Here is a 21,867-nt window from a genome sequence, read left to right on the forward strand (position 1 = left end):
TCAAATATCCAATAGCGCGCGAACAATGCCCTGCAGTTTACGGGTGAGCGGCCCAACCGACCAGCTCATCGCAGCGCACCCACGCACCGGCCAAATGCCATAAACGCTGTTGCACACAAAGACTTCGTCGGCTTGCTGCAACTGCTCGAGGCTGATGTCGACCACAGCCTGCGGGATGCCCAGCGCCTGCGCCTGCGTCAGAATCTCCGCACGCATGACCCCGGCAACCCCGCAACGATTCAGATCAGCGGTTAGTAACACGCCGTTGCGCACCAGAAACAGGTTACTGAATACGCCCTCGATCACGCGACCGGACATATCCAGCATCAAACCCTCAGCATGCTCGGCGTCTTGCCACTCGGCGCGGGCGATGACTTGTTCGAGGCGATTAAGGTGCTTGAGACCGGCCAGTAACGGCTGTTCGGCCAGGCGGGTGGCGCAGGGAAACAGGCGGATGCCATCAGTTCCATGAGCCTGGGGATAGGTAGCGGGCGGACTGCCCTGCAAGATACGGCGCACCGGGGCGCCGGGGTTGATGCCATAACCGCGCAGGCTGTCGCCGCGAGTGAGGATCAACTTGAGCACACCATCGCCAAGAGCCGCGGCATAGGCCAGCACTTCGCTGCGGATCAGCACTTGATCCGCAACCAAGGCAAGGCGCCTGCAACCCTCATCGAGGCGTTGCAGGTGGCGGTCGAGCAGCACGGGCTGCCCAGCCTTGACGGCGATGGTTTCAAAAACGCCATCGCCATACGCCAGGCCGCGATCTTTCAGGGGCACTGTGTCCGCTGGCTGACCGTCGACCCAGCTGTGCATCACTCGGCGAACCGGCGGAACACCAGGGAACCGTTGGTGCCACCAAAACCGAACGAGTTGGAGATCACCACATCGATCGGCATCGGCTGCGCTTCGTGCGGCACGAAGTTCAGGTCGCAGCCTTCGTCCGGCTCATCGAGGTTGATGGTCGGCGGAGCGACCTGATCCTTGATGGCCATCACGCTGAAGATCGCCTCAACCGCGCCCGCCGCACCCAACAGGTGGCCGGTCATGGACTTGGTGGAGCTGACCGCCAGGTTGTAGGCGTGTTCGCCAAACACCGACTTGATGGCCTGGGCTTCCGCCAAATCGCCAGTCGGCGTCGAAGTGCCGTGGGCGTTGATGTACTGCACCTGGTTGGCGTTGACCTTCGCATCGCGCAAGGCGTTGGTGATGCAACGTGCAGCACCGGCACCGTCGGACGGTGGCGAGGTCATGTGGTAAGCGTCGCCGCTCATGCCAAAACCGATCAGTTCGGCGTAGATAGTGGCACCACGCGCTTTGGCGTGCTCCAGCTCTTCCAGCACCAACGCGCCGGCGCCGTCGGCCAATACAAAGCCGTCACGGCCTTTGTCCCAGGGACGGCTGGCACGGGTCGGCTCATCGTTGCGGGTCGACAGCGCACGAGACGCGCCAAAGCCGCCCATGCCCAGGCCGCAGGCGGCCATTTCGGCGCCACCAGCGATCATCACGTCGGCTTCGTCATAGGCGATGTTGCGCGCCGCCATGCCGATGCAGTGAGTCCCCGTAGTGCACGCCGTAGCAATGGCGTAGTTAGGCCCCTGTGCGCCCAAGTGGATGGACAGGAAACCGGAAATCATATTGATGATCGAGCCCGGTACGAAGAACGGTGAAATTCGACGAGGGCCGGAATCGTGCAGCGTGCGGCTGGTTTCTTCGATATTGGTCAAACCGCCAATACCCGAACCCATGGCCACGCCGATGCGGTCACGGTTGGCGTCGGTGACTTCCAGGCCGGCATTACGCACCGCCTGAAAACCGGCTGCCAGGCCGTATTGAATGAACAGGTCGAGTTTGCGGGACTCTTTGACCGAGAGGTATTCCTCGACATTGAAGCCCTTTACCGAGCCGCCAAAACGGGTGGAATAGGCAGAAAGGTCCGTGTGTTCGATCAGACCAATACCACTGTGGCCAGCCAGAATGCCCTGCCAACTGCTCGGCACATCCGTACCCAGTGGCGACAACATACCCATACCGGTGACTACGACGCGTCTACGCGACACAGCACTCTCCTTTTTTCTAATGACGACACTTTGCTATAGAGCTAAAGAAAAAACCGCACGCTGTAACAGCAGTGCGGTTTTTCCCAACAGCAAGCGACGACTAAAAACTATTACGCCTGGTGGGCAGTAACGTAGTCGATAGCAGCTTGAACAGTAGTGATTTTTTCAGCTTCTTCGTCCGGGATTTCGGTCTCGAATTCCTCTTCCAGAGCCATCACCAGCTCAACGGTGTCAAGGGAGTCGGCACCCAGGTCTTCAACGAAGGAAGCGGAGTTGGTCACTTCTTCTTCTTTAACGCCCAGTTGCTCGGCAACGATTTTCTTGACGCGCTCTTCGATGGTGCTCATACCTTGTTTTCACTCCTAATGGACAAATTCAGGCAGCTGGCCAGTGGGTAAGTGTATAGAAAGGCTTTTCAGCTTTTCAACTGAAAGCTTCACCCCCGTACCCGGTCGACCACCTGCCTATAAATTAAGTTGCAGCTTTATAACGGATTTTAGACAGCTCGTATGACATTTTTTTGAAGCGATCCGTCACAATTTAACTCATGTACATCCCGCCGTTAACCGGGATTGTAGCCCCAGTCACGTATGCCGCACCGTCGGATGCCAGGAAAGTGACCACATTCGCGATCTCTTGAGCCTGGCCCAAGCGGCCCAGCGGAATCTGTGTCAGCAAGGCTTCACGCTGCGCTTCCGGCAGTTCACGGGTCATATCGGTGTCGATGAACCCAGGGGCTACCGAATTGACCGTAATCGACCGCGAACCGACTTCACGGGCCAATGCACGGCTGAAACCTTCCAGACCGGCCTTGGCGGCTGCGTAGTTTACTTGGCCTGCGTTGCCCATGGCACCCACTACGGAGCCAATATTGATAATTCGGCCCCAACGCGCCTTGGTCATACCGCGCAAAACACCCTTGGACAGGCGAAACAGACTGTTCAAGTTGGTATCAACGACATCATGCCACTCGTCGTCTTTCATACGCATCATCAGGTTGTCGCGGGTAATACCGGCGTTGTTCACCAGAATAGCCGGCGCGCCGAACTGTGCAGTGATTTCGGCCAGGACAGCGGCAACTGACTCATCATTGGTCACGTTCAGTTCAAGGCCGGTGCCCTGAACGCCGTTTTCCTTCAAGGTCGCGGCGATACGCTCGGCACCCGAGGCGGAAGTGGCGGTGCCGATCACAATGGCGCCCTGACGGCCCAGTTCCAGGGCGATCGCCTGGCCAATGCCACGGCTTGCGCCGGTAACCAGTGCAACTTTACCTTGCAGACTCATGCAGGCTTCTCCTTAGTTCGGGGATCAGGGGTTCAGACCAGTGCCGCGCGAGCGGCAGCAAAGGCATCCGGGGTATTCAGGTTGGAAGTCGACACGCCGTCGGCGCAGCGCTTGTTCAAGCCAGCCAGGACTTTGCCCGGGCCACACTCGACCAATTCTGTGGCGCCATTGGCGGCCAGGGTCTGGACCGACTCAACCCAGCGCACCGGCTTGTAGAGTTGCTCCAGCAGGTCGCGCTTAAGGGTATCGAGGTCGGCGGCAACGGCCGCGCTGACGTTCTGCACCAGCGGGATCTGCGGCGCTTGCCAGTTGATGGCGGCGATGGACTCGGCAAAACGCTCGGCGGCCGGACGCATCAGCTCGCAGTGGGACGGCACGCTGACCGGCAAAGGCAAGGCACGCTTGGCGCCACGCGCCTTGCAGCCTTCGATGGCGCGCTCGACAGCCGCCTTGGCGCCGGCGATTACCACCTGGCCCGGGGAGTTGAAGTTTACCGCGCTGACGACTTCGCCTTGGGCCGCTTCAGCGCAGGCTTCAATCACAACAGCATCATCCAGACCGAGGATAGCGGCCATGCCGCCCTGCCCGGCCGGAACGGCTTCCTGCATCAACTGGCCACGACGCTCAACCAGCTTGACCGCTTCACCAAGGGTCAGGCTGCCCGCAGCCACCAGGGCGCTGTATTCGCCCAGGCTGTGACCGGCCACGTAAGCCGGGCGCGCGCCGCCTTCGGCCAGCCACAAGCGCCACAGGGCGATCGAAGCGGTCAGGATGGCCGGCTGGGTTTTATCGGTTTGATTGAGTTGCTCTTCCGGCCCCTGCTGGGTCAGCGCCCACAGGTCGTAACCCAGGGCATCGGAAGCTTCCTTGAAGGTTTCCAGGACCAGCGGATATTGCGCGCCCAGCTCGGCCAACATGCCGAGGGACTGCGAACCCTGCCCTGGAAAGACGAATGCGAGGGATGTAGACATGTAACAAGCCCCTAATGATCTGGTCGTCAAAAATACGCGCTCCTACGGTGGGAGCGTACGAAACTGACAGATTGGATGGTCAATTGAACTGGCCGGTCACATTTAAGCACTCCCGGGCCGATTCGCCTAAGGCAACAGATCCTCAAGACGGCCGTGCAAGCGTTGCGGCAGGTTTTCCTGGATCTCGATCAACGCCCGCGCAATCGCACTTTGAAAGCCCTCTACGCCCGCCGAGCCATGGCTCTTCACCACAATGCCTTGAAGCCCGAGAAAGCTTGCACCATTGTGCCGCGCCGGCGCCAGGTCAGCCTGCAAGCGTCGCATCAACGGCAGCGCTAGGGCACCTACCATGCGCGACGCCAGATTCTGCTTGAACAAGGCTTCGATACGCGTGGCAATCATGGTCGCCAAGCCTTCGCTGGACTTAAGCAGGATATTGCCGACAAAACCGTCGCACACCACCACATCCGCCTCGCCACGGTACAAACCGTCACCTTCGACAAAGCCGATGTAATTCAAGCCCCGCGCACCTTGCAATAAGGTGGCGGCGAGCTTGACCTGCTGGTTGCCCTTAATGTCCTCGGTGCCGATATTCAGCAACGCTACCCGAGGCCGGGCCACGCCCAGCGCTTCGGCAGCCACCGAGCCCATCACGGCGAACTGGAACAGGTGCTCGGCACTGCAATCGACGTTCGCACCCAAGTCCAGCAATTGGCAATAGCCTTTCTGCGTCGGAATTGCCGCGACCATCGCCGGTCGATCAATACCCGGCAGCGTCTTGAGCACATACCGCGACAGTGCCATCAGGGCTCCAGTATTGCCGGCACTGACACAGGCTTGCACCTTGCCATCACGCAACAACTCCAGAGCCACACGCATTGAAGAGTCGGGCTTGCCGCGCAGGGCCGTCGCCGGCTTGTCATCCATGCTGATGGTTTCGCTGGCTGGCGTAATAGTCAGGCGCGCGCGATCCACCGCCGGATGGCTGGCAATCAGTTCTTCAAGGAGGGAGGGTTGACCGACGAGGGTCAGGTGCAGCGAGGGCGTGGCGGACAGGCTGGCAATGCAGGCCTGAACAATGCTGCGGGGACCGAAGTCCCCGCCCATTGCGTCTATCGCGATGACTAGAGCAGACAAGTGATTACTCGTCAGCGCCCTTGTCGATCACTTTACGGCCACGGTATACGCCTTCTGGCGATACGTGGTGACGCAGGTGAATTTCACCGGTGGTTTTTTCTACAGACAGAGTGCTCGCCGTCAGGGCGTCGTGCGAACGGCGCATGTCACGGGCGGAACGGGATTTTTTGTTCTGCTGAACAGCCATAATTGATTAACTCCTAAACGTTTGGGTCACGCTTTAACTGCGCCAATACACTGAACGGGTTGGACCGCGTTACCTCGTCCTCGCTCGGTTCGAGCTCGTCATCGAGCCCCTCCGGCTGCTGGCATTCTTCCGGATGATGAGCAGGCACAATGGGCAAGGCGAGCAAAAGCTCCTCCTCGATCAGTGCATGCAGATCCAAAGGATCTTCGCCCAGTTCCAGCACGTCATAACCTTTCGGTAACGACTGGGTATTCGCACCCTCCTTCACCACAGCGTAACTGCATTCGCTGTGAATCGGCAGGGTGACCAGCTCAAGACAACGCTGGCAAACCATTTTGACTTCGGTGTCGATAAAGCTGTGGATTACCACAGACTTACGTTCATCTCGTTCAAAAACGAATTTAGCCTGCACCGTACCGACAGTGTCGGAAAGCGGGTCGCAGAGTCTCTCCAAATCGGCCAGCAGCAACTCACCTTGAAGGGAAGTGCCACGATCTGCCAATTTGCGCGGGTCAACGTGAGGTGGAATCGGGTCATTCAACATAGGCGCAGCATTATAGGGATGCACCCAGCCATGTCAAAGGAAATTCAGCCCTGTGCGTCAGCCGGTCGCCCCGCTAGAATCCCCCGCAGCCCTGAGGAGACGCCCATGCTGCCTTTATTACTCGCATCCAGCTCGGTTTATCGCCGGGAATTGCTGAGCCGCCTGCACCTGCCATTCATCTGCAGCTCACCGGATATCGATGAAAGCCATCGCGCAAATGAGTCCGCGATTGAGCTGGTCAAACGCCTGGCCGAAGAAAAAGCCCGCGCCCTCGCCAGCAGCCACCCAAGACATCTGATTATCGGCTCGGACCAGGTGGCCACATTGGAAGGCCGCATCATCGGCAAACCCCACACCTTCGAAAACGCCCGCGAACAGTTGCTGGCGGCCAGCGGCAAGCGTGTCAGCTTCCTCACTGGCCTGGCACTGCTAAATAGTGAGACCGGACACTGCCAGGTGGACTGCGTGCCGTTTACCGTGCAAATGCGAGCGTTGGATGCTGAGCGTATAGAGCGTTACCTGCGGATCGAGCAACCCTACGACTGTGCAGGCAGCTTCAAGGCCGAGGGGCTGGGCGTGAGCTTGTTCCAGAGCACCGAAGGTCCGGATGCCACCAGCCTGGTGGGACTGCCGCTGATTCGCCTGGTGGACATGTTGCTGGCCGAAGGCGTGCAAACGCCTTAAGGCCACCACAAAACCAGTGCGGGAGCTGGCTTGCCCGCTCCCACACTTTAAACTCTGCGCCTGCTAGAACTCAGCGCAAGGTCGGGCCTTGAAAGCCCATGTACAACGCCAACTTCTCAGCCACGCTGGCACCAAGTTTCTTGGAGAAACGGTCAAACGTTGACTCTTGAACGGTGAAGTCCACCAGCTCTTTCTCGCCAATCACATCCCGCGCCACCGAACTGGCACTGCCCAGGCCATCGATCAAGCCCAGCGGCAAAGCCTGCTCGCCCGACCAAACCAGCCCGGAGAACAGCTCTGGGTGATCTTTATCCTTCAGACGATCCCCGCGACCCTGCTTGACGCTGGCAATGAACTGACGATGGGTAGTGTCGAGCACGCCCTGCCAGAATTGGGTTTCATCAGCCTTTTGCGGCTGAAACGGGTCCAGGAACGACTTGTGCTCACCCGAAGTGTAGGTCCGACGCTCCACACCCAGCTTTTCCATGGTACCGACAAAACCGTAACCCGCCGCCGTGACACCAATGGAACCTACCAGACTGGCCTTGTCGGCATAGATCTGGTCAGCCGCACTGGCAATGTAATAGGCGCCCGAGGCACCCAGATCGGAAATCACTGCGTACAGCTTGGTATCCGGGTGCAATGCACGCAGACGGCGGATCTCGTCATACACATAGCCCGACTGCACAGGGCTGCCGCCCGGACTGTTGATGCGCAGGATCACGCCTTTGACCTTAGGGTCTTCGAACGCAGTACGCAGACTGCTGACGATATTGTCGGCACTGGCTGACTCCTTGTCGGCAATCACCCCGCGCACTTCGATCAATGCGGTGTAGTTGCTGCCGCGAGTGGCGCTCTTTTCCACGTCCATCAGCGGACTGAACAGCGCCAGCATGCCAAGCAGGTAAACAAAGGTCAGCAGCTTGAAGAAGATCCCCCAACGCCGTGCACGACGCTGCTCCTGAACACCGGCCAGGAGGGTTTTCTCCAGCAGCTTCCAGCTTTTGTCATCACCGCTTTCGGCCTTTTCGGGCGCTTTCCACTCATCACTCATGCCATCAACCCCAGCAAAGACTTATTGAGCCCGACTTAGCCAGGCCTGCAATTCGGAAAAATGATCAATCGTCAGCCTGGGCTCGTATTGCTGCAAGGCCTCGGCTGACTGGGCGCCATAGCTGACTGCCACGCTGTCCATGCCAGCGTTGCGCGCCATCATCAGGTCGAAGGAGGCATCGCCCACCATCAACGCCTGGCGTGGAGCTACGCCACAATGCGCAAGAATCTGCTCCAGCATCAGGGGATGGGGCTTGCTGGCGGTTTCATCCGCAGCGCGGGTGATATCGAAATAGTCTTCCCAACCATGGGCCTTGAGTACACGATCCAGGCCGCGACGGGCCTTGCCGGTAGCTACGGCCAGGTGATAACCCTCGGCGCGAAACGCTTCCAGGGATTGCCTTACGCCATCAAACAGCGGCGAAGGCTCAGCTTCCAACGCAATGTAGTGATCAGCGTAGTGCTGCCGAAACGCTATCAACTCTTCGTCGCCGATCTCCGGGTACAAGGTGCGGATCGCCTCAGGCAAGCCCAGGCCGATGATGCCCTTGACCGCATGGTCGCTGCACAGCTCGAAGCCCGAACGGGTCGAAGCCACGTGCATCGACTCAACAATCCGACCAATGGAGTTGGCCAGCGTCCCATCCCAATCAAAAATCAGCAGCTTGTAATCAAGGTGCGACACTCAAACGCTCCACGGTTTTGGCCCACATTTCATCGACCGGCGCCTGCAGCTTCAGTTCACCGCCATCAGGTAACGGCACTGTGAGCATGTAGGCATGCAAAAACAGGCGCTTGCCGCCCAGATCGCGAATCTCCTTGGAGAAATCCTCGTCGCCGTACTTGGTGTCGCCAGCAATGCAGTGACCTGCATGCAGGGTATGCACACGGATCTGGTGGGTACGACCAGTAACCGGCTTGGCCTCAACCATGGTGGCGAAATCGCCGAAACGGCGCAGCACCTTGAACAAGGTCAGGGCTTCTTTGCCCTCCTCGTCCACTTCCACCATGCGCTCACCGGAACGCAGGTTGCTCTTCTGCAACGGCGCGCGGACGCTCTTGATGGAACTGGCCCAATTGCCACGCACCAGCGCCATGTAGCGCTTGTCCACGCCATCGCCACGCAGGGCGGTGTGCAGGTGACGCAACATGCTGCGCTTCTTGGCGATCATCAACAGGCCGGAAGTGTCACGGTCCAAGCGGTGAACCAACTCCAACTCCTTGGCATCCGGACGCAACTGACGAAAGGCTTCGATCACGCCAAAAGTCAGGCCGCTGCCGCCATGAACCGCAATGCCGCAAGGCTTGTTGATCACAATCAGCTTGTTGTCTTCGAAGACAATCGACGCTTCAAGGCGTTGCAACAGGCCTTGGGCCAATGGCACGGGCTCATCACGTTCAGGCACACGAACTGGCGGTACACGGACGATATCGCCCGCCTGCAGCTTGTACTCAGGCTTGATCCGGCCCTTGTTCACGCGCACTTCGCCTTTACGCAAGATGCGGTAAATCAAGGTCTTGGGCACGCCTTTGAGCCTGGCCAGGAGAAAATTGTCGATGCGTTGGCCGGCATATTCCGGCGAGACCTCGAGCAGCTGGACGCTGGGGGTCTGGGGGGCGGTAGTCGTCATGACGGCGATGATAACAATTTTTTATGGAATTGAAGCACTTAATCATTGCTGCTATAGTCGCGAACGCCGCCAAAAGCGGCCTGGACAGAGGACTTGCGGCAAACTGCCGGCCCTGACCATCGCAATTCATCAGGACGCGAGGCCGTCCTACGGGGCTTTCGCCACCTTGGAAGGCTCGAGATTGTAACAAGCGCAGGTGACATGAGGCCTGAAGCGAGTGCAGAAAGCAGAGTGAATACTCGCGTTCTGCGCCGATATTTACGGCCAGTTCACAAAGTGCAGTCAGTCTTGAGCCAGACCATGGCGAATGCTTCGGAAACAACGCCTGTTAAGAGCTGAGTGAGAGCGCAGTCGCCCACACCTAGTCTTGTTTAGCCATGAGCGTGGACTCCCCATTGGAGAACACGGTAAATGCCAACCCGCTGCGGATTCTGCGCGCGGCAGCACCCGAATTATCAGGGATACGTGTAGGGTGGAGATGCACAACCGTCGGACCGTGTAGCACTAGGCTTATATTTAGACGCTTCATCTCGTCCACAGTCGCCGGTTGATTCCTCCTCCTGACCTTAGCTTTTGTTGAAGTGGTGCCTTTGTCACCACCGCTAACAAGCAGGACGCGTCCGTCGCGATACCGGCCCAATTGGCTGGTTTTTGCTGGACACTGGAGTGGCCAACCACTCTTGACGCACCTGACACCGACCGTGAGAAGTCGTGTGTGCCGAACGCCGTTTCCGGCAGCCCGGAAACCGACGGTACAACATGAAAAGAATGCTGATTAACGCAACTCAACCCGAAGAGTTGCGTGTTGCACTGGTAGATGGCCAGCGCCTCTACGACCTGGACATCGAATCCGGTGCACGCGAGCAAAAAAAGGCCAACATCTATAAAGGCCGTATTACTCGCATCGAACCAAGCCTTGAGGCTGCCTTTGTCGATTTCGGCTCCGAGCGCCACGGCTTCCTGCCCCTCAAAGAAATCTCCCGCGAATACTTCAAGAAAGCCCCTGAAGGCCGCGTGAACATCAAGGACGTCCTGAGCGAAGGCCAGGAAGTTATCGTTCAGGTCGAAAAAGAAGAACGTGGCAACAAGGGCGCAGCCCTGACCACCTTCATCAGCCTGGCTGGCCGTTACCTGGTCCTGATGCCGAACAACCCACGTGCCGGCGGCATTTCCCGTCGCATCGAAGGCGAAGAACGCAACGAATTGCGTGAAGCGCTGAACGGCTTGATCGCACCTGCCGACATGGGCCTGATCGTTCGCACTGCCGGCCTGGGCCGCAGCAGCGAAGAAATGCAGTGGGACCTCGATTACCTGCTGCAACTGTGGACCGCTATCAAAGAAGCGTCCCTGGATCGTTCCGCGCCGTTCCTGATCTATCAGGAAAGCAACGTGATCATCCGCGCCATCCGCGATTACCTGCGCCAGGACATCGGCGAAGTGCTGATCGACAGTGTTGAAGCCCAGGACGAAGCCCTGACTTTCATCCGTCAAGTGATGCCGCAGTACGCCAGCAAGATCAAGCTGTACGAAGACAGCGTTCCGCTGTTCAACCGTTTCCAGATCGAAAGCCAGATCGAGACCGCCTTCCAGCGCGTGGTCGAACTGCCTTCCGGCGGCTCCATCGTGATCGACCCGACCGAAGCCCTGGTGTCCATCGACATCAACTCGGCGCGCGCCACCAAAGGCAGCGACATCGAAGAAACTGCCCTGCAGACCAACCTGGAAGCGGCTGAAGAAATCGCCCGCCAGCTGCGCCTGCGTGACATCGGCGGCCTGATCGTGATCGACTTCATCGACATGACCCCAGCCAAGAACCAGCGCGCCGTGGAAGAAAAAGTCCGCGAATGCCTGGAAGCTGACCGTGCCCGCGTGCAAGTCGGCCGTATCTCGCGCTTCGGCCTGCTGGAAATGTCCCGTCAGCGCCTGCGCCCATCCCTGGGTGAAAGCAGCGGCATCGTCTGCCCGCGTTGCAACGGCACCGGCATCATCCGTGACGTTGAATCGCTGTCTTTGGCGATCCTGCGCCTGATCGAAGAAGAAGCACTGAAAGACCGTACCGCCGAAGTCCGCGCACAAGTGCCGATCCCGGTTGCCGCTTTCCTGCTCAACGAAAAACGCAACTCGATCACCAAGATCGAACTGCGCACCCGTGCCCGTATCGTCATCTTGCCGAACGATCACCTGGAAACGCCGCACTTCGAAGTGCAGCGCCTGCGTGATGACAGCCCGGAAGCCCACAACAACCAGTCCAGCTACGAAATCGCTGCTGCCGCTGCTGAAGTGGAAGAAGTCCAGCCGGCTGCCGCGACCCGCACACTGGTTCGCCAGGAAGCTGCCGTTAAAACCGCGCCGGCCCGTGCCAACGCTCCAGTCCCGACTGAAGTTGCCGCTCCGGTTGCCGCTCCGGCCGCCCTGCCTGAGCCAAGCCTGTTCAAAGGCCTGGTGAAGTCGTTGGTGAGCCTGTTCGCGACTAAAGAAGAGCCTGTTGCTCCGGTAGTGGTTGAAAAACCGGCTACCGAGCGCCCGGCGCGTAACGAAGAGCGTCGCAACGGTCGCCAGCAGAGCCGTAACCGCAACGGTCGCCGTGACGAAGAGCGCAAGCCTCGCGAAGAACGTGCACCGCGTGAAGAACGCGCTCCACGTGAAGAGCGTGCGCCTCGCGAAGCCCGTGAAGAAACCCCGGCCGTAGCCCGTGAAGAACGTGCACCGCGCGAAGAGCGCGCACCACGTACTCCTCGCGCTCCGCGTGAAGATCGCAAGCCACGTGGCGAACGCGAAGAACGTGTGCGTGAACTGCGCGAGCCACTGGACGCTGTGCCAGCCGTTGCTGCTGAAGCGACCACCGAAGAACGCCCGGCGCGCCAGCCGCGTGAAGAACGCGCACCACGTGAAGAGCGCCAACCGCGCCCACCGCGCGAAGAGCGTCAACCACGCGCTGAACAAGCCGCTGCCGACAGCGAAGAAGAAGTGCTGACTGGCGAAGAGCAACTGCAGGAAGATGGCCAGGACAACGCCGAAGGTGATCGTCCACGCCGCCGCTCCCGTGGCCAGCGTCGTCGCAGCAACCGTCGTGAGCGTCAACGTGATGCCAACGGCAATGTGATCGAAGGCTCGGAAGAGACCGGCGAACACGCTGAAGGCGCTACCGACGAACCAACGGGTGCCGAACTGGCTGCCGGCTTGGCCGTTACCGCTGCCGTTGCCAGCTCGGTCATCAGCGCGCCTGCGCAGGCCCAGGCTCACGAGCAGGCTGAGCGTGCTACTGCTGCTGTCGTGGAAACCGCCGCTGTAGAAGCGCCAGTCGCCGACACTCCAGTGGTTGAAGCGCCGGTAGTTGAAGCAACTACTCCGATTGAAACCCCAGTGGTTCCGGAAGTGGAAGTAGCACCGGCTCGCGAAGCCCAACCAGAAGTGGAAGTGGCTGCTGTTGAGCCTGCTCCGGTGGCTGAGCCTCAGCCCGTGGTTGAAGCTGTTGTTGAAGCGCCGGTTGTCGAAGCCGCCCCGGTAGTGCGTGAAGTTCGCGAAGAACAGACTGCCTTCCAGTGGACCGCCGAGCCAGCCGCGCCGGTTGAAGCGCCAGCCCCTACCCCTGTGGTAGAAGAGGCGCCTGCACCGGTTGCCGAAGTGGTTGAAGCGGCCCCGGTTGTGGTTGCCGAGCCTGCACCAGTGGTTGAAGCCCCTGTGGTTGCCGAAGTCGCCGCTCCAGTGGTTGAAGCTGAAGCCGCTCCTGCCAGCGCCCTGACCGAAAACGGTCGCGCGCCGAACGACCCACGTGAAGTGCGTCGCCGTCGCAAGGAAGCTGAGGCCGCTGCCGCTGCCGCCGCTGCTGCACCGGCCGTCGCTGAAGCCGTGGTTGAGCACACTGCCCCAACCATCGACGAGAACCTGCGTTCCGTTGACGAAGTGGTAGAGCACACCCCAAAGGCCCTGGAAGCAGAGCACGAGCCTAAACCCCTCGTCTGATTCCATCAGCCACTAAAAGCCCCGCCTGAGTAATCAGGCGGGGCTTTTTTATGCCCGGACACATACGCTGTGATCAACATGAGCGTACGGCAGTTCGCCCTGAGCGCTATCCCAATTGGTCAGAATCCACGAACGGTCTATCCAGAAATCACGGGCTTATTTTTAAACCTGTGCTCCTGAGATTATGCGGCACCTCTTCACAACAAGGAGTGACCCGCATGACAGACCATTCGATCAAAGGCAAAGTCGTTCTTATCGCCGGTGGAGCAAAAAATATGGGCGGGCTGATCGCTCGCGACCTGGCACAGCACGGCGCCAAAGCGATAGTGATCCACTACAACAGCGCATCAAGCAAAAACGACGCAGATGCGACCGTTGCTGCGATCAAGGCTTTGGGTGCAGAAGCGGTATCCTTTCAAGCGGACTTGACCTCAACCGGTGCCGTCGAAAAGCTGTTCTCCGATGCCGTAGCCGCGGTAGGCAAGCCCGATATTGCAATCAATACCGTCGGCAAAGTCCTGAAAAAACCGATGTCCGAAATAAGCGAGAAAGAGTACGACGACATGATGGCCGTCAACGCCAAATCGGCATTTTTCTTCATCAAGGAAGCCGGTAAACACCTCAACGACGGCGGCAAGATTTGCTCTATCGTCACGTCCTTGCTCGGTGCCTTTACACCCTTCTATGCGGCCTATGCAGGCTCAAAAGCCCCTGTCGAACACTTTACGCGGGCCGCCTCGAAGGAGCTTGGCGAGCGAGGGATCTCCGTAACGGCGGTAGGCCCAGGTCCCATGGATACGCCGTTCTTCTATCCGGCCGAAGGCGCCGATGCGGTCAGTTACCATAAAACCGCCGCCGCACTGTCGTCGTTCTCCCACACAGGCCTTACCGACATCCAGGATGTCATTCCCTTTATTCGCCACCTGGTCAGTGACGGCTGGTGGATTACCGGCCAAACAATTCTGATCAACGGCGGTTACACCACCAAGTAATCTGCAACGTGGAGAGCTGCCCACTGCTTTATCAGTATTTGCGCTGCCCGCCTTGGCAGCTTCTATGCTGATCCAGTTATTTCGATAATTTGCCGGCATCTTCGCGACATTGGAGCCCGTTGCCTACATGGCAAACTTGCGTGTACAGGCAACCCCGGGCGAAACATCCCGGCGAGACGGTAAAGCATTGAAGCGCAAACCTCGGTAGCCACAGTATGGAAAAGTTCGAGCAGTACCGTGTATTCGTACAAGTCGCTGAAATGGAGAGCTTCATCAAGGCCGCTCGGGTTCTCCAACTACCGAGGGCCACAGTGTCGGCGGCCATTCAGCAATTGGAATTGAGTGTCGGCACTCGGCTCCTGCACCGAACGACGCGTAAGGTATGCCTGACGGCGGACGGCACTCGACTGCTGGAACGTACCCGACAACTACTGGCTGATATCAGTGAAGTAGATCAACTGTTCCACACCCATCAGACCCAGGTCGCGGGACGTCTGGACGTTGATGTTCCCAGCCGCATTGCGCGTCGATTGATCGTACCCGCACTCCCAGACTTTTTGAGGGATTACCCCGCGTTACAACTCGCCCTGGGCTCCACCGACCGGGCGATAGATCTGATCGAAGAACGTGTCGACTGTGTCGTCAGATTTGGAACCCCACACACCAGCAGCTTGGTGGTCAGGCCTCTGGGGCGGGTTGCCCTCATCAACTGTGCGAGTCCTGGCTACCTGGCGACGCATGGCACCCCTGAACACCCAAACGAGTTAACCAAAGGCCACGTAGCGGTCGGCTATGCGCCTGGTATTTCGGGTGCTGAGCTGCCATGGCAGTACATGCAGAACGGCATCGAAAAAACGCAAGTCCTGCCCGCTGACGTGATTGTGAACAACGCAGAAAACTACATCGCTTGCTGCTGTGCCGGGCTGGGTTTGATTCAGGTTCCCAGGTTCGATGTACAACACTTGATCAACGTAGGCGTGTTGGTAGAGGTAATGCCGAGGTATCGTCCGGCACCTATGGAGGTCTCGGTGCTCTATCCGGACCGCCGTCAGCGCTCCCGGCGCCTCAGCGTATTCATAGAGTGGCTTGGCACATTGATGTCACCTTATTTTGAGAAATGACGCAGCCATGCGGCGCTCTTGAGTTTTCGCGAGCACGTCCACTCCTACAGGTTGAAGCTCAATGACTGCGGCACATCCACGTCCCATAAAACGCCAGGATCATCCACCTGCACTTCCCTTAAGGCAGCATTCGTAAACAACGGCCTGGCCCCACGGTCGCCCGTCAACGTCATCAAGGCAGGGCCGAACGCCCGACCGAACGCAACAGGGTGCCCATACTCGCCGGCATGCACCGGCACGTGAATGCCCTCGACCTCTAGCCCCTCCATCACTTGCGTGATGCTCGACGGACGAATAAACGGCATATCCCCCAGCAACACCAGCCAACCCTGCGCCGAGGCACTGACCGCAACGGCCGCAGCAATACTGTCGCCCATGCCAGCCGAATGCAGCAGCAACACTTCACAGCCATGCACTTGCGCCAGGCGAATGACCTCGACCCGACCTGGTGAGGTCACCAACCAACGCTGAGTTACGCTCTCAGGCAAGTTCAACAGCACCTGCTCGATCACCGGCCGCACCACGCCATCCCGGCCGACGCAATCAGCCAGCAATTTGTCTTTGTCTGCCCCCGCCTCGGCCCGAAAACGACTGCCCTGCCCTGCTGCCAGCACAATCGCCGCAACGGTCACTCGGCCACCACCGGCAATGGCTTTTTCTGCATCGGTGCCACGCCGTTCTTGATCGCGACAATTTCAGCCATCAGCGACAGTGCAATTTCCGCAGGCGTATGGCTGCCGATATGCAAACCAATCGGCCCATGCAAACGCGCAATCGCCTCTGCCGACAAACCCAGCGCCGCCATGGTCTCCCGACGCTTGTGGCTATTGACCCGCGAACCAAGGGCGCCAATGTAGAACGCCGAAGAATTCAACGCCGTCAGCAATGCCATATCGTCCAGACGTGGATCGTGGGTCAGGCAGACGATGGCCGTGCGTTCATCAGTCTGAATATTCAGCACCGCCTCATCCGGCATGCCCGGCACAAAGCGGCCGTGCTGCTCTTCCCAGCCGTAGACGAACTCTTCGCGCGGATCGCAGATCAGCACCTCGAAATCCAGCAACCGCGCCATTTCCGCCACATAGCGCGACAACTGCCCGGCACCGATCAACAGCAGACGCCAGCGTGGGCCGTAGATGGCTCGCAGGCGTTCGTCATCGAAGGTCACGACATCGGTCTTGCTCGCACCGCTCAAGGTCACTTCACCGGTGGCCAGGTTCAGCTCCCGCGCGACAATCTGGTGATCCTCACAACGTGCCAGCAGTTGCGAGACCCACTCCCAGTCGCCCACACGCTCTTCGGTCAGGCGCAACGTACCGCCGCAAGGCAGGCCAAAACGCGCCGCTTCATCGCGTGTAACGCCGTAGGTCACCAACTGCACTGGTGGCCCGTCATCGGCCAAGCGCCCATCCTGCAAGCGCGCAATCAAATCATCCTCGATGCAGCCGCCGGACACCGACCCAATCACCACGCCATCGCCACGTAACGCCAACATCGCCCCCGGCGGACGCGGCGCGCTGCCCCAGGTCTGGACCACGCTGTACAACACCACCCGTTGCCCGGCGCGGCGCCATTCGAGCACGCTGCGCAGGACATTCAGATCCACACTGTCCATCAGGCCTTCGCCTCCTGCCAGCCTTGCAGCTGGTAACGTACCGGCAAGTTACGGATGCGCTTACCCGTGGCGGCAAAAATCGCATTGCACAGCGCCGGTGCAATCGGCGGCACGCCGGGCTCACCGACACCGCCCAACGGTACCTCGCCTTTTGGCGTCACCAAGTGCACAGCGACTTCCTTGGGTGCCAGAGACATGCGCGCCACTTCGTACATGTGGAAGTTGTCCTGCTGGACCTTGCCGTCCTTGAAGCTGATTTCACCCAGAACCGCGTTACCCAGGCCCATCACACAGGCACCTTCGAACTGCGAGCGGATGCGTTCCGGGTTGATCTGCGGACCACAGTCCACGGCAATATCGGCTTTGTGCACGATCAACGTGCCGTCGCCTTTGACTTCCACTTCGATCACCGCCGCCACGTAGGTCACGAAGCTGTAGTGCACCGCCAAGCCCAATCCTCGGCCTTTGGGCAGCGTACGCCCCCAACCGGCCGCCTTGGCGGCGGTTTCCAACACGCCACGCAGACGCGCGGTGTCGATCGGGTAACGCTCAGGGGATTCGCCGTAGTTCCATTCATCGCTCAGGGTCTTGGGATCGATCTGACGGTCCGGCCCGAGCAACTTGATTTGATACTGCAACGGATCTTGCCCGGCCTTGTGCGCCAACTCATCAACAAAGCTTTGAATCGCGAAGCCATGAGGGATGTTCGACACCGAACGGTACCAGCCCACGCGGGTGTGAGCGGCGGCCTCGGGGTTTTCCAGGCGCACATTGGGAATCGCGTAGGCCATGTTGGTAAAGCCCATGCCCAGCTCAAACGGCGCCTCGTGGTTCATGCCCGGCGCGAACAGCGCGGTGATACTCGGCGCGACGGTGCGATGCAGCCAGGCGGACGGCAGGCCGTCCTTGTTCAGGCCAGCCTTGAGGTACTCGGCGGACACGGTATGGAAGTAGGAGTTGTGAATATCATCTTCACGGGTCCATTGCACCCGCACGGCCTTGCCGGGGAACTCCTTGGCCAGCACCGCCGCTTCGATGATGAAGTCCGGCTTGGATTTGCGCCCGAAACCACCGCCCAGCAAGGTGACGTTAAACGTGACGTTGTCGAACGGCAAACCCAGACGTTCGGCGATACGCTCACGCGTCACTTGCGGCGCCTGACTCGGCGCCCACGCCTCGCACTGGCCCTTGTCAAACCGCGCAATGGCGACCATCGGTTCCATCGGCGACTGGGACAAATGCGGCAGGTAGTACGCCGCCTCCAGGGTGCTGTCGGCATCGCCCATAGCTTGATCGAGGGTGCCGGTATTGCGCACCACCTTGCCCGGCTTCAATGCCGCCGCTTCCAGCTCCTTGCGGTAGTCGATGGAGTTGTAGCCCGCGTTGACGCCGTCATCCCAGACAATGTTCAGCGCCTCACGGCCTTTGATTGCCGCCCAGGTGTTACTGGCCACCACGGCCACGCCACCCAGGGGTTGGAACTCGGAGGGCAAGGGCCGGCTTTCGATTTCCAGCACCTTGACCACACCGGGCACTTTCAACGCCGCGCTGGCATCGTAGGATTTGACCTTGCCGCCATACACCTGCGGTCGCGCGATGGTTGCGTAGAGCATGCCGTCGAAATGCACGTCGGCGCCATACACCGCGCGACCGTTGACGATGTCGGCACCATCGATGGCCTTGACGCCCTCTTTACCGATGTAACGGAACTCCGACGCAGGCTTGAGCCGCAGACTGTCACGTGCCGGAACCGCCAATGCACCGGCCGCGGTAGCCAATTCGCCGTAACCGAATTCACGACCGCTCGGTTGGTGAATCACTTTATGCAACTGTGCACGGCATTCGCCGACCGGGACTTTCCATTGCTCGGCAGCCGCCTGCTCGAGCATCGCCCGAACGCCGGCGCCGCACCGCCGCATCGGCTCATACCAGTGACGCATGCTGCGCGAGCCGTCGGTGTCCTGGTTGCCGAAACGCACCTCGTCGCCCGGCGCCTGCTGGACCTTCACGCGTGCCCAATCGGCTTCCATTTCATCGGCCACCACCAGGCTCAGGCTGGTGCGCACGCCCTGGCCCATTTCCGAACGGTTGCACACCACAGTCACCGTGCCGTCGGTGGCGATACTGACGTAGACCTTGGGGTCATCGATCAGCCCATTGGGCATCCCGTCGCCACCGTATTTCTTCACGGCATCGGCGGCGAAGGCATCGGGCAGGCCCCAACTGGCGGCAATCACCAGCGCACCGGTGGCACCCACGCCCTTGAGGAAGGCACGGCGACTGAGGTTATTGAGGACGAAATCAGCGGGTAACTGGCTCATGCCTTGGTCCCCTGCAGGTGAGTAGAGGCTTGGCGAATCGCAGTCTTGATGCGGTTGTAGGTGCCGCACCGGCAGATATTGCCGACCATTGCCTCTTCGATCTGCTCATCACTGGGGTTGGGGTTGGTTTTCAACAGCGCGGTGGCCGACATGATCTGCCCGCCCTGACAATAACCGCACTGGGCCACAGCAGTGTCCAGCCAGGCTTGCTGCACCACTTGGCCGATAGGGTCGGTGTGCAGGTTGTCGATGGTGCTGATGGCCTGGCCTTTCACCGAGCCGATCGGCGTGATGCAACTGCGCGCCGGTGAGCCGTCGATATGGAGGGTGCATGCGCCGCACAGGCCCATGCCACAGCCGAACTTGGTGCCGTTGTAGCCCGCCACATCGCGGATCGCCCACAACAGCGGCATATCCTCGGTGACATCCAGTTGATGATCTTGACCATTGAGCTTCAGGGTAATCATGGGCACGCCCGCCTATTCGTTTAGGGGCGAGCCATCTGTTGCGACAGGTCACACAGGTTCGGTGCGCACAGATGGGCTCAGGCTGAGGAGGCTCTCTTGTGAAGACGGGTCTTCACCGGGCCTTTGATGGAGCATTGACTTAATGTAAACCAAAAAACCCGAGAGTGACCGGGCACAAATGCAAACGCCCCGAACAAGTCGGGGCGTTTGTGGGTGGCTTTGGCGTCAGTTCACGCCATCAGCGTATTACTTGATGGCAGGTGCAGGGCCTTCGGCCACGCCCAGGTCATCTTCCTGACGGGTGTCGGAGATACCGGTACCGCCGGACGCCAGCTCGCTTTGCAGCTTGTCGGTGTCCAATTCCTTGACCCACTTGGCCACAACGATGGTGGCAACTGCGTTACCTACCAGGTTGGTCAGTGCGCGGGCTTCGGACATGAAGCGGTCGATACCCAGGATCAGTGCCAGGCCGGCAACCGGCAGGTGACCAACAGCCGACAGGGTGGCTGCCAGAACGATGAAACCACTACCGGTCACGCCCGCAGCGCCTTTGGAGGACAGCAGCAGCACCAGCAACAGGGTGATCTGGTGGGTGATGTCCATGTGGGTGTCGGTCGCCTGGGCGATAAACACGGCAGCCATGGTCAGGTAGATCGAAGTACCGTCGAGGTTGAAGGAGTAGCCGGTTGGGATCACCAGGCCTACTACGGATTTCTTCGCGCCCAGACGCTCCATCTTGATCAGCATGCGTGGCAGTGCGGATTCGGAGGAGGAAGTACCCAGTACGATCAACAGCTCTTCACGGATGTAGCGAACCAGCTTCAGCACGCTGAAACCGTGCGCGCGACAGATGGCGCCCAGCACCACGACCACGAACAGGATGCAGGTGATGTAGAAGCAGATCATCAACTGGCCCAGTTGCACCAGGGAACCTACACCGTAGGCACCAATGGTGAACGCCATGGCGCCCAGGGCACCGATTGGCGCGAGCTTCATGATCATGTTGATGATGTTGAACATCACGTGGGCGAAACGATCGATGAAGTCCAGCACCGGCTTGCCGTAGGCACCCAGGCGATGCAGGGCGAAGCCGAAGATCACCGAGAACATCAGTACTTGCAGGATGTCGCCGTTGGCGAATGCGCCGACGATGGTGTTCGGGATCACGTTAAGCAGGAAGCCAACGATGCTCTGGTCTGCACCGGCGGTCACGTAGGCAGCGACTTTCGAAGCGTCCAGGGTAGCTACGTCGATGTGCATGCCGGCGCCCGGTTGCACAACGTTCACCACAACCAGGCCGATCAGCAGGGCGATGGTGGAGACGATTTCGAAGTACAGCAGCGCGTAGCCGCCGGTTTTGCCGACCGATTTCATGCTTTGCATGCCAGCGATGCCGCTGACAACGGTGCAGAAGATGATCGGGGCGATGACCATTTTGATCAGCTTGATAAAGCCGTCACCCAGTGGCTTGAGGGCCACACCGGTCTGCGGGTAGAAGTGACCGAGCAAAATACCGATAACGATTGCAACGATCACCTGGAAATACAGGGATTTGTAGATTGGCTGACGAGTCGTCATTGCAAAATTCCTCAATCGTCCCGTGTGGCAAAGATCCGCCATTGCCCACGACACTTGAATTGCGAACCCTCCTGCACTGGAGGGATTTGTTGTTTGCGAGATCCTTGAAAGCAGGCCTGCGCTGTAATCTTTATCGCAAACGCCGTGCCACTTTCCTGAAAAACCCTGAAGGCCTTTAGACATCAGGGCTGGAGGATTTCAGTCACCCTCCATGGCATCGAATCAGATGGCGGAATTCCGCCCACGCACCCAATCCCGT

At 59.4% G+C, this 21,867-nt stretch carries 20 protein-coding genes; 4 read left to right on the forward strand and 16 right to left on the reverse strand.

The features are described 5' to 3' along the window. The 8 genes from pabC to BFL40_RS06550 all read right to left on the reverse strand — a co-directional run bounded on the left by pabC (position 1) and on the right by BFL40_RS06550 (position 6,183). The gene (gene pabC / locus BFL40_RS06515) at positions 1 to 816 is read right to left on the reverse strand and encodes an aminodeoxychorismate lyase (RefSeq protein WP_071483172.1); all 816 of its coding nucleotides are present in this window, start codon (positions 814 to 816) and stop codon (positions 1 to 3) included. Further along, on the reverse strand, positions 816 to 2,060 hold the full coding sequence (gene fabF, locus BFL40_RS06520) for a beta-ketoacyl-ACP synthase II (protein WP_071483173.1): 1,245 nt from the start codon (positions 2,058 to 2,060) through the stop codon (positions 816 to 818). Before fabF ends, pabC begins: the two co-directional genes overlap by 1 nt. 110 nt (positions 2,061 to 2,170) lie before the next feature. After that, complete coding sequence (gene acpP / locus BFL40_RS06525) at positions 2,171 to 2,407, reverse strand: acyl carrier protein (RefSeq protein WP_016973676.1); 237 nt, start codon at positions 2,405 to 2,407, stop codon at positions 2,171 to 2,173. 193 nt (positions 2,408 to 2,600) lie between these two features. Beyond that, positions 2,601 to 3,344, reverse strand: coding sequence for a 3-oxoacyl-ACP reductase FabG (gene fabG / locus BFL40_RS06530; protein WP_071483174.1), 744 nt, complete (start codon positions 3,342 to 3,344; stop codon positions 2,601 to 2,603). Positions 3,345 to 3,376: 32 nt separating this feature from the next. Further along, positions 3,377 to 4,315, reverse strand: a complete 939-nt coding sequence (fabD, locus tag BFL40_RS06535) for an ACP S-malonyltransferase (RefSeq protein ID WP_071483175.1) — start codon at positions 4,313 to 4,315, stop codon at positions 3,377 to 3,379. 126 nt (positions 4,316 to 4,441) lie between these two features. Then, a complete protein-coding gene (gene plsX / locus BFL40_RS06540) occupies positions 4,442 to 5,452 on the reverse strand; it encodes a phosphate acyltransferase PlsX (protein ID WP_074851596.1) in 1,011 nt (336 codons plus the stop codon). Positions 5,453 to 5,456: 4 nt separating this feature from the next. Continuing rightward, positions 5,457 to 5,639 carry a 50S ribosomal protein L32 gene (gene rpmF, locus BFL40_RS06545; protein ID WP_008152339.1) on the reverse strand — a complete coding sequence of 61 codons (183 nt, stop codon included), beginning with the start codon at positions 5,637 to 5,639 and terminating at the stop codon, positions 5,457 to 5,459. A gap of 13 nt (positions 5,640 to 5,652) precedes the next feature. Next, positions 5,653 to 6,183 (reverse strand): YceD family protein, encoded by a 531-nt coding sequence (locus tag BFL40_RS06550; protein ID WP_071483177.1) that lies wholly within the window; start codon positions 6,181 to 6,183, stop codon positions 5,653 to 5,655. Positions 6,184 to 6,288: 105 nt separating this feature from the next. Here BFL40_RS06550 and BFL40_RS06555 point away from each other — a divergent pair, with 105 nt between their 5' ends. Beyond that, positions 6,289 to 6,867, forward strand: coding sequence for a Maf family protein (locus tag BFL40_RS06555; RefSeq protein ID WP_071483178.1), 579 nt, complete (start codon positions 6,289 to 6,291; stop codon positions 6,865 to 6,867). A 70-nt stretch (positions 6,868 to 6,937) separates the two neighbouring features. Here BFL40_RS06555 and BFL40_RS06560 read toward each other — a convergent pair whose 3' ends face one another. From BFL40_RS06560 to rluC, 3 genes are read right to left on the reverse strand one after another with little or no spacing between them, the layout of a single operon-like run. Next, positions 6,938 to 7,921, reverse strand: a complete 984-nt coding sequence (locus BFL40_RS06560) for a S49 family peptidase (protein ID WP_071483179.1) — start codon at positions 7,919 to 7,921, stop codon at positions 6,938 to 6,940. Positions 7,922 to 7,942: 21 nt separating this feature from the next. Then, positions 7,943 to 8,605, reverse strand: coding sequence for an HAD-IA family hydrolase (locus tag BFL40_RS06565; protein ID WP_071483180.1), 663 nt, complete (start codon positions 8,603 to 8,605; stop codon positions 7,943 to 7,945). Next, positions 8,592 to 9,551 (reverse strand): 23S rRNA pseudouridine(955/2504/2580) synthase RluC, encoded by a 960-nt coding sequence (rluC, locus tag BFL40_RS06570; protein ID WP_071483181.1) that lies wholly within the window; start codon positions 9,549 to 9,551, stop codon positions 8,592 to 8,594. The genes BFL40_RS06565 and rluC overlap by 14 nt, the downstream gene beginning before the upstream one ends. A gap of 768 nt (positions 9,552 to 10,319) precedes the next feature. On the opposite strand from rluC, the gene rne reads away from it, so the two are divergent. The 3 genes from rne to BFL40_RS06585 all read left to right on the forward strand — a co-directional run bounded on the left by rne (position 10,320) and on the right by BFL40_RS06585 (position 15,627). After that, positions 10,320 to 13,514: a ribonuclease E gene (gene rne / locus BFL40_RS06575; protein ID WP_071483182.1), complete on the forward strand. Its 3,195-nt coding sequence runs from the start codon at positions 10,320 to 10,322 to the stop codon at positions 13,512 to 13,514. A gap of 218 nt (positions 13,515 to 13,732) precedes the next feature. Continuing rightward, positions 13,733 to 14,506 (forward strand): SDR family oxidoreductase, encoded by a 774-nt coding sequence (locus BFL40_RS06580; RefSeq protein WP_071483183.1) that lies wholly within the window; start codon positions 13,733 to 13,735, stop codon positions 14,504 to 14,506. 215 nt (positions 14,507 to 14,721) lie between these two features. After that, positions 14,722 to 15,627: a LysR family transcriptional regulator gene (locus BFL40_RS06585; protein ID WP_071483184.1), complete on the forward strand. Its 906-nt coding sequence runs from the start codon at positions 14,722 to 14,724 to the stop codon at positions 15,625 to 15,627. Positions 15,628 to 15,671: 44 nt separating this feature from the next. Here the strand turns inward: BFL40_RS06585 and BFL40_RS06590 are convergent, their stop codons facing one another. The 5 genes from BFL40_RS06590 to BFL40_RS06610 form a co-directional block, all read right to left on the reverse strand. Continuing rightward, entirely contained in the window at positions 15,672 to 16,259 is a 588-nt protein-coding gene (locus BFL40_RS06590) for a nucleotidyltransferase family protein (RefSeq protein WP_071483185.1), read from the reverse strand. After that, positions 16,256 to 17,242 carry an XdhC family protein gene (locus tag BFL40_RS06595; RefSeq protein WP_071483186.1) on the reverse strand — a complete coding sequence of 329 codons (987 nt, stop codon included), beginning with the start codon at positions 17,240 to 17,242 and terminating at the stop codon, positions 16,256 to 16,258. The genes BFL40_RS06590 and BFL40_RS06595 overlap by 4 nt, the downstream gene beginning before the upstream one ends. Further along, the gene (locus BFL40_RS06600; protein ID WP_071483187.1) at positions 17,242 to 19,563 is read right to left on the reverse strand and encodes a xanthine dehydrogenase family protein molybdopterin-binding subunit; all 2,322 of its coding nucleotides are present in this window, start codon (positions 19,561 to 19,563) and stop codon (positions 17,242 to 17,244) included. The genes BFL40_RS06595 and BFL40_RS06600 overlap by 1 nt, the downstream gene beginning before the upstream one ends. Then, positions 19,560 to 20,030 carry a (2Fe-2S)-binding protein gene (locus BFL40_RS06605; RefSeq protein WP_071483188.1) on the reverse strand — a complete coding sequence of 157 codons (471 nt, stop codon included), beginning with the start codon at positions 20,028 to 20,030 and terminating at the stop codon, positions 19,560 to 19,562. Before BFL40_RS06605 ends, BFL40_RS06600 begins: the two co-directional genes overlap by 4 nt. Before the next feature lie 246 nt (positions 20,031 to 20,276). Next, positions 20,277 to 21,608 carry a dicarboxylate/amino acid:cation symporter gene (locus tag BFL40_RS06610; protein ID WP_071483189.1) on the reverse strand — a complete coding sequence of 444 codons (1,332 nt, stop codon included), beginning with the start codon at positions 21,606 to 21,608 and terminating at the stop codon, positions 20,277 to 20,279. Between the last annotated feature and the right edge of the window lie 259 nt (positions 21,609 to 21,867).

Origin of the sequence: Pseudomonas costantinii (assembly GCF_001870435.1) — a bacterium.
GTDB lineage: Bacteria > Pseudomonadota > Gammaproteobacteria > Pseudomonadales > Pseudomonadaceae > Aquipseudomonas > Aquipseudomonas costantinii.

Bases quoted from the DNA above. Each gene is read 5' to 3' on its own strand.
- BFL40_RS06555 (WP_071483178.1), top strand. From the start codon at position 6,289: ATGCTGCCTTTATTACTCGCATCCAGCTCGGTTTATCGCCGGGAATTG.
- BFL40_RS06605 (WP_071483188.1), bottom strand. From the start codon at position 20,030: ATGATTACCCTGAAGCTCAATGGTCAAGATCATCAACTGGATGTCACC.
- BFL40_RS06580 (WP_071483183.1), top strand. From the start codon at position 13,733: ATGACAGACCATTCGATCAAAGGCAAAGTCGTTCTTATCGCCGGTGGA.
- fabD (WP_071483175.1), bottom strand. From the start codon at position 4,315: ATGTCTACATCCCTCGCATTCGTCTTTCCAGGGCAGGGTTCGCAGTCC.
- BFL40_RS06595 (WP_071483186.1), bottom strand. From the start codon at position 17,242: ATGGACAGTGTGGATCTGAATGTCCTGCGCAGCGTGCTCGAATGGCGC.
- rluC (WP_071483181.1), bottom strand. From the start codon at position 9,551: ATGACGACTACCGCCCCCCAGACCCCCAGCGTCCAGCTGCTCGAGGTC.
- BFL40_RS06560 (WP_071483179.1), bottom strand. From the start codon at position 7,921: ATGAGTGATGAGTGGAAAGCGCCCGAAAAGGCCGAAAGCGGTGATGAC.
- fabG (WP_071483174.1), bottom strand. From the start codon at position 3,344: ATGAGTCTGCAAGGTAAAGTTGCACTGGTTACCGGCGCAAGCCGTGGC.
- BFL40_RS06550 (WP_071483177.1), bottom strand. From the start codon at position 6,183: ATGTTGAATGACCCGATTCCACCTCACGTTGACCCGCGCAAATTGGCA.
- BFL40_RS06610 (WP_071483189.1), bottom strand. From the start codon at position 21,608: ATGACGACTCGTCAGCCAATCTACAAATCCCTGTATTTCCAGGTGATC.
- BFL40_RS06585 (WP_071483184.1), top strand. From the start codon at position 14,722: ATGGAAAAGTTCGAGCAGTACCGTGTATTCGTACAAGTCGCTGAAATG.
- rne (WP_071483182.1), top strand. From the start codon at position 10,320: ATGCTGATTAACGCAACTCAACCCGAAGAGTTGCGTGTTGCACTGGTA.
- acpP (WP_016973676.1), bottom strand. From the start codon at position 2,407: ATGAGCACCATCGAAGAGCGCGTCAAGAAAATCGTTGCCGAGCAACTG.
- BFL40_RS06600 (WP_071483187.1), bottom strand. From the start codon at position 19,563: ATGAGCCAGTTACCCGCTGATTTCGTCCTCAATAACCTCAGTCGCCGT.
- pabC (WP_071483172.1), bottom strand. From the start codon at position 816: ATGCACAGCTGGGTCGACGGTCAGCCAGCGGACACAGTGCCCCTGAAA.
- rpmF (WP_008152339.1), bottom strand. From the start codon at position 5,639: ATGGCTGTTCAGCAGAACAAAAAATCCCGTTCCGCCCGTGACATGCGC.